The 11,885-nt window shown below is 75.3% G+C and carries 3 protein-coding genes; all 3 read right to left on the bottom strand.

Annotated elements, in window-relative coordinates:
* Positions 1 to 52: 52 nt before the first annotated feature.
* The gene (locus tag ETD83_RS07530) at positions 53 to 2,020 is read right to left on the bottom strand and encodes an alpha-hydroxy-acid oxidizing protein (protein ID WP_138644331.1); all 1,968 of its coding nucleotides are present in this window, start codon (positions 2,018 to 2,020) and stop codon (positions 53 to 55) included.
* Entirely contained in the window at positions 2,017 to 8,067 is a 6,051-nt protein-coding gene (locus ETD83_RS07535) for a type I polyketide synthase (RefSeq protein ID WP_138644332.1), read from the bottom strand. The genes ETD83_RS07530 and ETD83_RS07535 overlap by 4 nt, the downstream gene beginning before the upstream one ends.
* A partial coding sequence (locus tag ETD83_RS07540) for a type I polyketide synthase (protein ID WP_138644333.1) occupies positions 8,064 to 11,885 on the bottom strand: 3,822 nt, incomplete at its 5' end. The genes ETD83_RS07535 and ETD83_RS07540, both read right to left, overlap by 4 nt.

Below are 11,885 nucleotides of genomic sequence, written 5' to 3' on the forward strand. Positions count from 1 at the left end.
GAACGCTGAACGCGGCCGAGCCTGAGCTCGGCCGCGTTCAGCATCTGCGGGGTCAGCCGGGAAAGGGACCGGCGGGCGCGAGCAGGTCGGGGCCGATGGCCTTGACGCTGCCGCAGCCGGTCAGCGCCAGCGCCAGGTCGAGTTCGGCGAGCAGGCACCGCAGGACGTGGTGCACACCGCTCTGCCCGTCGAGCGCCAGCCCGTACAGGTAGGGCCTGCCGTACAGGACGGCGTCGGCGCCGAGGGCCAGGGCCTTGACGACGTCGCCGCCGGTGCGGACACCGGAGTCCAGCAGGACCGGGACGTCGTCCCCGACGGCGGCGCGCACCGCGGGCAGGCAGTCCAGGGCGGCCATCGTGCCGTCGAGCTGGCGGCCACCGTGGTTGGAGACGATCACCCCGTCCGCGCCGCCGGCCAGCGCGAGGCGGGCGTCGTCCGGGTGCAGGACGCCCTTGACGAGGATGGGCAGGTCGGTCAGCTCGCGGAGCCACGGGAGCCGTTCCCAGGTGAGGGACGGGTTGCCGGAGACGCTCGCCCAGTGCATGACGACCGCGTCGGTGCCCGCGCCGGGCGGCAGCGCCGCCTGGAACACCGGGTCGCTGGTGAAGTTGGCGAGCCCCGTCCCGCGCAGGAACGGCAGGTAGCCGTGGTCGAGGTCGGCGGGCCGGTAGCCGGGGGCGGGGTTGTCGACCGTGAGGACCAGTGCCGTGTAGCCGCTCGCCTCGGCGCGGCGGACCAGGGACGTGGCCAGCTCCTCGTCCGAGGGCCAGTAGAGCTGGAACCAGCGGGGTTGCGGGCCTGCCGCCGCCGCGACGTCCTCCAGGCTGTGCGAGGCGTAGGAGGACAGGACGAAGGGCAGGCGCGCGTCGGCCGCGGCCCGGACGGCGGCGAGTTCGCCCTCGGGGTGGACGACGGTCTGCGCGGAGATCGGCGCCAGCAGGACGGGTGCGGGCAGGCGCAGGCCCGCGCGGGACACCGACAGGTCGCGGCGGGTGACGCCGCGCATCACCCGCGGCACGAGACGCCACCGGTCGAACGCCTCGCGGTTGGCGCGCCCCGTCGCCCCGGTTCCGGCGTTGCCCGCCACGAACGCGTGCACGGCCGGTGGCAGCACCTCGCGTGCCTCGTCCTCCAGCAGGGTGAGATCGGTGGTGAGCCGGCCCCCGCGCGCGTCCGGGCCCGCCAGGTAGATCTCCAGGACCAGGTCGGCAGGGGGGCCGGCGGCGCGCGCCGCCAGGTCGTCGTGGATGTACCGGGTGAGCAGTTTCGAGATCTCGGCGACGCGTTCCGTCAGCCCGAAGTGGCCGCCGGAGTGGATCTCCACGGAGTGGTCGACCGTGGTGTGGCGGGTCCAGGGCTGCACCTGTTCCAGCGTGTTCTTCGGGTCCGCGGACGCGAGGAGCACGGTGAGCGGTGTCGCGAGGACGGTGTCCTCGGAGCACCGGTAGCGGCGCAGCAGCCGGTGGTCGCCGCGCATCATGCGCAGCACCTCCGCCAGGAAGTCCGGTTCCCGCAGGAGCGCTTCGGGGACGCCGCCGAGGTGCCGGAGGCCGTCCGCGAGGCCGTCGTCCGGGATGGCGTCGAGGTCGGGCTCCTCCCAGTCCGCCGACGGGGGCCGCGCGGCGGAGACGAACACGCGGGCGGCCCCGCCGCGCTGCTCCAGGAGGCGGGCCGTCTCGAAGGCGACGAGGGCGCCCAGGCTGTGGCCGAGGAGGAACAGGGGACGGTCGGCGCACGGGGCCAGGGCGTCGGCCGTCCCGGCGGCCAGGGCCGCGATGTCCGCGGCGAAGGGCTCGGCCCTGCGTTCGGCACGGCCGGGGTACTGCACGGCGAGGAGCTCGACGTCGTCGGGCAGCGCCCCGGACAGGCCGGTGAACGCCTGCGCGGTGCCCGCCCCGTGCGGGAAGCACACCAGGCGGGCGGTGGCGTGCTCCCGGGGATGGAAGACGCGGATCCAGCGTCCGGCACGGTCCGGCGTCCTGGGCTGGGCGGGTGCGGATTCGGCGGTGCGCTCGGTCATGAGGTCGGTGCCCCGTTCTCGGTGGAGGTGGCCAGCTTGTCGAGGAGGCGGCCGAGGCGCTCCCGCACGACGTCGCGCTCGGGACCCGTGAGGGCCCGTTCCGCGAACGCGGCCTCGAAACCCGCGATCTGGTCGATGAGTGAGGAGTCCACGCCGGTGACCTCGGCGCCGAGCCCCGGCACCATCTCGCGCAGGTAGCCGGCGAGTTCGCGCGGGGTCGGCCAGTCGAAGACGTACGTGGCCGGAAGCCGGAACCCGGTGGCGGCCGTGAGGTGGTTGCGGAACTCCACCGCGGCCAGCGAGTCCACGCCCGCGTGGTCGAAGGCGAGGTCCGGGTCGACGTCGGCGGCGGAGGCGTGGCCGAGCACCCCGGCGAGGTTGGCGAGGAGCTGGTCCAGGACGCTGTCGCCGCTGCCCTCCGCCGTGCCCTCCGCCGTGCCCTCCGCCGGCCCGGTGTCCTGCGCGTGCCGCGTCCCGGAGCCGGCGGCGCGCTCCTCGGGCCCGTCCGCCCCGGCGGGCAGCAGGGACTCCAGGAGCGGCGGCAGGGCGCCGCCGCGGCGCTGCGCGGCCAGGGCCTCGACGTCCCAGCGCCCCGCCACGGCCACCGGCCGGTTCCGGCGGACGGCGGCGTCGAGGAAGGCCAGGCCCTGCTCGATCGGCATCAGCAGGACGCCGAGGCGCGCCATGCGGGCGATCTGGGCCCTGGTGAGCGTGCTGCCCATGCCGCCGCCCACGTCCCACTGGCTCCACACGATGGACACGCCGGGCCTGCCCTCCGCGTGCCGCCGCTCCATCAGGCCCTCCAGGAACGCGTTCCCGGCCGCGTAGGCGCCCTGCCCCGCGGAGTTGAACGTGCTCGCGATGGAGGAGAAGACGACGAACGCGGACAGGTCCAGCTCCGCGGTCAGCTCGTGCAGGTTGAGCGCGGCGTCGACCTTGGGACGCAGCGGCCCCTCGAAGTCGCCGGCGGTCAGGTCGGTCAGGATGCCGCCTTCGAGGACGCCCGCCGCGTGGACGACCCCGCCGATGCGGACGCCGTCGCGGGCGAGGTCGTCCAGCGCGGCGGCGAGCGCCCCGCGGTCGGCGGCGTCGCAGGCCACCGTGCGGACGTCGGCGCCGAGGCCGCGCAGGTCCGCGATGGTGCGCTCCGCGTCGGGCCCGGGTGCGCCGCGGCCCATCAGGACCAACTGCCGGATGCCGTGCCGCTGCGCCAGGTACCGGGCGGTGATCCGGCCGAGCCAGCCGAGACCGCCGGTGACCAGCACCGCCCTCGTGGTGTCCCAGAGCTCCTCGGGGTCCGGCAGGTCGAGGACGATCTCGCCCGTATACCCGGTGTCGGCGAGGTGCCGGAAGGCGTCGGGCGCGCTGCGGACGTCCCAGACCGGCACCTGCGGCGGCGGCGCCGCGCCCTTGCCGGACAGGTCGAGGAGGGCGTCCTGGACGCGGTCCGGGTCCGCGGCGGCCGTCAGCCGGGACGCGGTGACCGCGGCCGCCTGGCGGAAGGACCACCCGTCGGGGACGCGGCAAACCAGGCGGCGGTCGGTCACCGTGATCGGTCCGACGCCGGAGCACAGGCCGAGGACGCGGTCGCCGGGACGCAGGCCGCTGACGCCGTCACCCACGTCGACGACGACGCCGGCGCCCGCCCCGCCCGGGGAGAGCGGCACGTCGCGGAAGCGGAACCCGGCCGCCCGCAGGCGCACCCGGACCTGGCCCGCTGCCAGGGGCTGCTCCGCTTCCGGCCACGGTTCGAGAGAGATCTCGGTGAAGGACTCCTTGCCCGCGTGGTCGAGGCGCCAGTTCCGCCCGGCGGGCGGGCGGAGGGTCGTCGCGGGCGCGGTCGCGCTGAGGGCGGGCCGGTACACGGTGCCGCCGCGCAGCGCGAGCTGCGGCTCGCCCGTGGCCAGCGCGGCGGGGAAGGCTTCGCGTGAGGCGGCCGTGCCGTCGTCGTCGAGCAGGACGAAGCGGCCCGGGTGCTCGGCCTGGGCGGAGCGCAGCAGGCCCCACACCGCGCGGTGCGCGGGCTGCTGCCCGGGCGAGCGCTCCCCGGCCACGGCGACGGCGCCGCGGGTCACGACGACCAGCCGGGCGCCCGTCAACCGGTCGTTCCCGACGACGAACTGGGCCGCGCTCAGGACGTCGCGCAGCGTGTCCCGCACGGCCGCCGACGTGACGGCCTCGGGGACCGGGCACGGCAGCAGGATCGTCCGGGGAGCGGGCTCCCCGGCGGCGAGCGCCTCGGCAAGGGCGGCCGGATCGCGGTGGCCGCCCGGTCCAAGTTCCACCCAGGACTCGGCCGACGCGGACGGCGCCGCGGTGGGCGGCGCGGGCATCGGCGTCCAGTGCGGCAGGAACAGGCCGTCGGACTCGTCCTCGTCGACGGAGCCGATGCCCCCGGCCTGAGCCGGCCGCAGGGCGAGCGAGCCGATCGAGACCAGCGGCCTGCCCTCGGGATCGGTGATGTCGACCGCGACCGTGTCCGACCCGGCGGGCGCCAGGCGGGCCCGTACCCGGTCGGCGGTGACGGCGTGGACGCGCACGCCGGTCCAGGTGTGCGGCAGCATGGCCAGACCCGGAGAGCCGTCAGCGTCTTCGGTGTCCCTGGCCGCCAGCGGGTGCAGGACGGCGTCGAGGAGCACGGGGTGCAGCGCGTGCGTACCGGCGGGTGTCTCCTCGGGCAGGGCCACGTCGGCGTACGTTTCCGTGCCGTGCTCCCACATCGCCCGGACGCCGCGGAACGCCGGCCCGTACCGGAGCCCCCGTGCCGCCAGAGCGGCGTAGAGGTCGTCGGGCACACCGAGGGACACGGCGTCACCGGGCGGCCCGTCCCACGGGTCCGCGTCCGCGCCCGGACCCTGGCGGGAGACGGTGCCGTGGGCGTGGCGGGTCCAGGCCGACGGGCCGGTGCCGTCCGCGCGGCGGGCGTGTACGGTGACGGCGCGGCCGCCGTCCTCGCCGGCCGCCGCGAGGAACACCCGCAGCTCGATCTCCGCGCCGTTCGGCACGACGAGCGGCGCCTCATGGACGAGCTCCTCGACCAGGTCGCAGCCCGCCGTGCGGGCGGCGGTCACCACCATGTCGAGCAGGGCCGTGCCGGGCAGCAGCACCCGGCCCCCGACGCGGTGATCGTCCAGCCAGGGGAGCGCGGTGCGCGAGACCCGTCCGGTGAACAGTGTCCCGCCCGGCTCCGGCACGTCGGCGACGGCGGCCAGCACGGGATGGTCGAGCCCGCCGAGCCCGGCCGACCGCACGTCCCCGGTGCGCTCGGGCATGTCGAGCCAGTAGCGGCGGCGCTGGAACGGGTAGCTCGGGAGTGCGACGCGGCGGGCGCTGCGGCCCGCGAACACGGCGGCCCAGCCGACCTCCGCGCCGGCGGCGTGCAGCCGCGCGATCGCGGTCAGCAGCGCGGTCGTCTCCGGCAGCCGGCGGCGCTGCGCCGGGACCAGCGCGGGCGCGGCCCCCGCCTCGGCCTCGGCCGGGAGGCAGTCGGCGGCCATCGCGGTGAGGTCGCCCGCCGGTCCGACCTCCAGGAACCGAGTGCAGCCGAGTTCCGCCAGTGACCGCACGCCGTCCTGGAAGCGGACCGGCTCGGCGGCGTGCCGGACCCAGTAGTCGGGGTCGGCGAGCGCGCCCGGCTCCGCCGGCCGCCCGGTCAGGTCCGACACCACCGTGAGCTGCGGCTCCCGGAAGGTCAGGCCCTCGACGACCGTGCGCAGCTCGTCGAGTGCGGGCTTCATCAGCGGGGAGTGGAAGGCGTGGCTGACCTCCAGCCAGGTGGCCTTGCCGCCGGTGCGCTCGAACTCGGCGACGATCGCGGCGAGCTCGTCCCGGTCGCCGGACAGCACCGTGGCGGCGGGCCCGTTCACGGCAGCGAGGGAGATCCGGTCCGTGCGCCCGGCGATCAGCGCGGCGGCGGTGTCCTCGCCGGCGCGCAGCGCCACCATGGCACCGCCTCCCGGCAGCCGTTGCATGATCCGGCCGCGCGCCACGGCCAGTTCGGCCGTGTCGGCGAGGGAGAGCACGTCCGCGGCGTGCACGGCGGCGAGCGCGCCGACGGAGTGCCCGATCACGGCGTCGGGCCTGATCCCCCAGGACTCGAAGAGGCGGAACAGGGCGACCTCGAAGGCGAAGAGCGCCGGCTGGGTGTACTCGGTGCTGTGCAGCAGCGCCGCCTCGGCGGAGCCCTCGGGCGCGAAGACGACCTCGCGCAGCGGGCGGTCCAGGCGGGCGTCGACCTCGGCGCAGACCGCGTCGAACGCGGCGGCGAACGCCGGGAATGCGCGGTACAGCTCCTCGCCCATGCCGGGCCGCTGGGCGCCCTGCCCGGCGAACAGGAAGGCGTCGCGTCCCTCGGCCGCCTTGCCGCGGACGGCCGCGTCCGCCCCGGAGCCCCCCGCGAGCGCGCGAAGGCCGTCCAGCAGGCCCTCCCGCCCCTCCGGGAGCAGGACGGCGCGGTGCGCGAGGTGACCGCGGGTCGTGGCCAGGGAGAAACCGAGGTCGAGAAGTTCCGTGGTCTCGGTGGTCAGCAGCTCGATGACGCGGGCGGCCTGCGCGCGTAGCGCGGGTTCGCTGTGCGCCGACAGGGCGATGGGGACGACGGGCAGCGGCGCCGCGCCCCCTTCCCCGGTCCCGGCGGCCTCCCCGGCGTCGGCGGGCTCGGGGGCCTGTTCGAGAATGACGTGGGCGTTGCTGCCGCTGATGCCGAACGATGAGACCGCGGCCCGCCTCGGACGCCCGTACTCGGGCCACCGCCTCGCCTCGGTCAGCAGCGCCAGGGTCCCCTCGGACCAGTCCACGTGCGGCGTGGGTTCGTCCGCGTGCAAGGTCCTCGGCAGCAGGCCCTCCTGCAACGCCATCGTCATCTTGATGATGCCGCCGACCCCGGCGGCGCTCTGCGCGTGCCCGATGTTGGACTTGAGGGACCCCAGGTAGAGCGGGCGGTCCGCCGGACGGTCCGCGCCGTAGGCGGCGAGCAGGGCGCTCGCCTCGATGGGGTCGCCGAGCGTGGTGCCGGTGCCGTGCGCCTCGACGGCGTCCACCTCTGCCGGGGAGACGCCCGCGGCGGCGAGGGCCTGCTTGATGACCATTTCCTGGGCGTGGACGCTGGGCGCGGTCAGGCCGTTGCTGTCACCGCTCTGGTTGATGGCGGAGCCCCGGACGACGGCGAGGACGGGATGCCCGAGGCGGCGGGCGTCCTCAAGGCGCTCCAGAAGCAGCAGCCCGACGCCCTCGGACCAGCCGGTGCCGTCCGCGGACGCGGCGAACGACTTGCAGCGACCGTCGGTGGAGAGCCCGCGCTGGCGGCTGAACTCCACGAACGGCATCGGCGTCGCCATCGTGGTCGCGCCCCCGGCCAAGGCCAGGGAGCACTCGCCGCGGCGCAGCGCGCCGCCTGCCAGATGCAGCGCCACGAGGGAGGCCGAGCACGCCGTGTCGACCGTCAGGGTGGGCCCTTCGAGCCCGAACGTGTAGGCGAGGCGCCCGGAGGCGACACTGGCCGCGCTGCCGAGGCCCACGTAGCCCTCGTACTCGGGCGGACGGGGATAAAGGCGGGAGCCGTAGTCGTCGTACATGGTGCCGACGAAGACACCCGTGCGGCTGCCGCGCAGCGCCGCCGGGTCGAGCCCGGCGCTCTCGAAGGTCTCCCACGCGGTTTCGAGCAGCAGCCGCTGCTGCGGGTCCATCGCGTACGCCTCGCGGGGCGAGACCTCGAAGAACCCGGCGTCGAAGTCGGCGGCGTCGTACAGGAAACCGCCCTCCTTGACGTAGGACGTCCCGGGCGTGTCCGGGTCCGGGTCGTACAGCGAGGGCAGGTCCCAGCCGCGGTCGGCGGGGAACGGGCCGATGGCGTCGACCTCATCGGTCACCAGGCGCCACAGGTCCCGCGGGGACGCGACCCCGCCGGGGTAGCGGCAGGCCATGCCGACGATGGCGATCGGCCCGTGCTCGCGCTCGTCCCGCCGTGCGGCGGCGGTCCGCAACTGCTCGTTGTCCTTCAACGCGGCCCGCAATGCGTCGACGACTTGCTCGTGGGTTGTGGCCGTCATCGTTCATCTCCATCGATTCCGTGCTGGGGCTGGTCATTGCGGTCTGCGCCCAGAGCCAGGCGGACCAGTTCCTCGGTGGTCATCGTGTCCAGGGCGCTGCCGCCGCCCGCCTGCGGCCCTTCGGGCCCGCCGGGCTCGTCGGGCCCGGCGGCGGGATCGGCCCGGCCGGCGGGATCAGCTCGGTCAGCGGGATCGGCCAGGTCGGCGGCGAGACGATCGGCGAGGGTGCCGGGGCTCGGATGGTCGAAGACGAGTGTCGGGCGCAACCGGACCCCGGTCACCGAGCTGAGCCGGTTGCGCAGTTCGAGCGCGGTGAGCGAGTCGAAGCCCATGTCCAGGAAGCGCCTGGTGGCCACCACCCGTTCGTGGCTGGTGTGCCCGAGGACGGCGGCGATCTCCGTCCGTACGGTTTCGAGGATGATGTGCCGGCGTTCCTTGCGAGGCGCGGCGGCCAGGCGGCCGCGCAGCGCGGCGGCCGGATCCTCGGCGGGCCGCGCCGCCGCCACGCGCGGGGCGGCGGGCGCGAGGGCCCGCAGGAGGGGCGGGGCCGACTCCGCGTCGAGCGCGCCCAGCTCGAAGCGGGCGGGCACTAGAACGGGCGCGGAGTCCGCGACGGCGGCGTCGAACAGGGCGAGCCCTTCGCCGACGAGCAGCGGGGCGACACCGGAACGCGACAGGCGCAGCAGATCCGCGCTGCCCAGCTCGCCCGCGAGGCCGGCGCCGGACGCGTCCGCGCCCTCCCCGGCCTCCGTGCCCCACAACCCCCACGCCAGCGACACCGCGGGCAGCCCCTCGGCGCGGCGCCTGAGGGCCAGGGCGTCGAGAAAGGCGTTGGCGGCCGCGTAGTTCCCCTGCCCGGCGGCGCCCATCATCCCCGTGAGGGACGAGAACAGCACGAACGCGGACAGGTCCAGGTGCCGGGTCAGCTCGTGCAGGTGGACGGTGGCGTCGGCCTTCGGCCGCAGGACGGCGTCCAGGCGCTCGGGCGTGAGCTTCTCGATGATGGTGTCGTCGAGGACTCCCGCCGTGTGCACCACCGCGGTCGGTGGCTGGGGGAGCCCGTCGAGGGCGGCGGCCAGGGCGGCGCGGTCGGCGATGTCGCAGGCCACGACGGTCACCTGGACGCCCGCGGCCTCAAGGTCGGCCACGAACTCGGCGGCGCCCGGCGTGCGCGGGCCGCGCCGTCCGGTGAGCACCAGCCGCCGGACGCCGTACCGGTCCGCCAGATGCCGGGCCATGAGGCGCCCCAGGGTCCCGAGGCCGCCGGTGATCAGGACGCGGCTCCGCTCGTCGAAGGGCGCGGTGCCCGCGGGCCGCGGCTGGTGTGCGCGCAGCCGCGGCACCAGGAACCCGCCCGTACGGATGGCGATCTGGGGTTCGACCGAGGCGACGGCCGGCACGAGCCCGCGGACGGACTCCGGCCGACCGTCGGTGTCGACCAGCGTGAACCTCCCGGGATGCTCCGACTGCGCGACGCGGACCAGCCCCCACACCGCGGCGCGTCCCGGGTCCGGGTGCTCCCCTTCGGCCGCGGCGACCGCGTCCCGGGTGAGCACGACGAGCCGGCTGGACGAGTACCGCTCATCGCTGAGCCAGTCCTGGACGAGACCCAGGACTTCCCGGGTGTCCGCCCCGGGGGACCCACCGGGTTCGGTGGGCCCACCAGGGGCGGGGGCCGCGCGGTGTGCCGCGGGCCCGGTGGCTCCGCCCCTCGCGCCGAGAGCGGTTACCGCGCCGGTTGCGGTGGTGCCGTTGTGCGCGGCGGCGGCCGCACCGGTCGCGGTGGGACCACTGTGTGCAGCGGCCTCACCGAGCTTGAGGACGACGACCGCGGGAACCTCCGCACCGTCGTCGATGGACCCGGACAGGTCGTCCAGACCCGCGTGGGCGCGCACCGTCACCCCGCTCGCCCGCACGGCATCGCGCAGCTCGTCACCGTCCGGGCCGACCACGGCCCAGGGCCCCTGCGGGGCGGGCGCGTCGAACGTCCGGCCGATCCAGTGCAGGGCGAACAGCGAGGCGGCATCGGCCGGACGTCCCGTGGCGGACGGCAGCTCGCGCAGCACGAGCTCGTCGACACCGAGCACCGGCGCGCCGCCCTCGTCGGCGACGAGCAGGGACCAGGTGTCGCCGCGGCCGGGCCGCAGCCGTACCCGCAACACGCCGCTGCCCTCGCCGTGCAGAGTCAGGCCGCTCCACGCGAACGGCACCAGGCGCCGGTCATGATCCCCGGCGGCGGCGAGCAGGGTGTGCAGTGCGGCGTCCAGCGCGGCGGGATGCAGCAGGAAGCCGTCGCCCCCCGAGCCCGGAGGCGGCGCGATCTCCGCATACAAGTCGGCTCCATGGCGCCACAGAACGCGCAGCCCTTGGAAGGCGGGCCCGTAGCCGTAGCCGCGTTCGGCCAGGCGGGCGTACAGCCCGTCGAGCGGAACCGGCGACGCCCCCTGCGGCGGCCACGACGTCAGAGGCGCCGGCTCGTCGGCCCCGGCGGTCTCCAGCGTGCCGGTGGCATGACGGGTCCACTCCGCGCCCGGCGCGGCGGTCGCGGGCCGGGAGTAGAGCGCGAGGGAGCGGCTCCCATCGGCCGCAGGGGCGGCGACGGTGAGCTGGATCGCGGCAGGCTGCTCCAGCGACAGGGGCTGCTCAAGGGCGAGGTCGGCCACCCGCCCGGCCCCCATGTGCCGCGACGCGTACAACGCGAGTTCCGCGACACCCGCGCCGGGCAGCATCACGGCTCCGGCGATGGCATGGTCGGCGAGCCATGGCTCGGCCTCCACGTCGAGGCGTCCGCTGAACAGCAGGCCCCGCCCGTCGGCCAGCTCCACACCCTCGCCGAGCACGGGATGCTCCTGTCCGGCCGCCCGGGCTACAGGCTCGGCCGGGGCCCTCAACCAGAACCGCTCGCGCTGGTAGGGATAGGTGGGCAGCGGCACGGTGCGGGCGTGGGGGAAGTAGTGGTTCCAGTTGACGGGGGTGCCATTGGTGTAGGTGTGGGCGAGTGCGGTGGTGAAGGTGGTCGTTTCGGCTTGGTCGGGGTGTAGGAGGGTGAATGCCTGTGGGTTGTCGTGGTCGAGGCAGGCTCGGGTGAGGGTGGTGAGGACGGGTGCGGGGCCGAGTTCGAGGTAGGTGGTGGTGGCGTGTTGGGTGAGGGTGTGGATGCCGTCGGCGAAGCGGACGGTGTGGCGTAGTTGCTGGACCCAGTAGTCGGGGTCGGTGAGCTGCTGTGCGGTGGCGATCTGTCCGGTGAGGTTGGAGACGATCGGGATGCGGGGTTCGGAGTAGGTGAGGGTTTCGGCGATCTCCCGGAATTCGGTGAGGACTCCGTCCATGTGGGGGGAGTGGAAGGCGTGGCTGACCTTCAGCTGGGTGGTGCGTCGGCCTTGGCCCTCCCAGTAGGCGGCGAGTTCTGCGGTGGCGTCGGTGTCGCCGGTGATGACGACGGTGGTGGGGCTGTTGACGGCGGCCAGGTCCAGGCGCCCGGTGTAGGCGGCCAGAGTGGCGCGGATCTCATCCTCGGTGGCTTGGATCGCGGTCATCGCGCCGCCGGTGGGCGCGGCTTGCATGAGCCGGGCGCGGTGGGTGATCAGGGTGGAGGCGTCAGTGAGGGTGAGGATTCCGGCCAGGTGGGCGGCGGTGATCTCACCCAGGGAGTGGCCCAGCAGCGCGTGCGGGGTGACGCCGTGGTGCTCTAGCAGCCGGAATAGTGCGACTTGCAGGGCGAACAGGGCGGGCTGGGTGAAGACCGTTTGGTGCACCTGGACGGCTTCGGGGGTGTCTTCGTCGGCGAACAGGATGGTTTTGAGGGGGGTGGGCAGGTG

The organism is Actinomadura soli (genome assembly GCF_005889715.1).
Lineage (GTDB): Bacteria > Actinomycetota > Actinomycetes > Streptosporangiales > Streptosporangiaceae > Spirillospora > Spirillospora soli.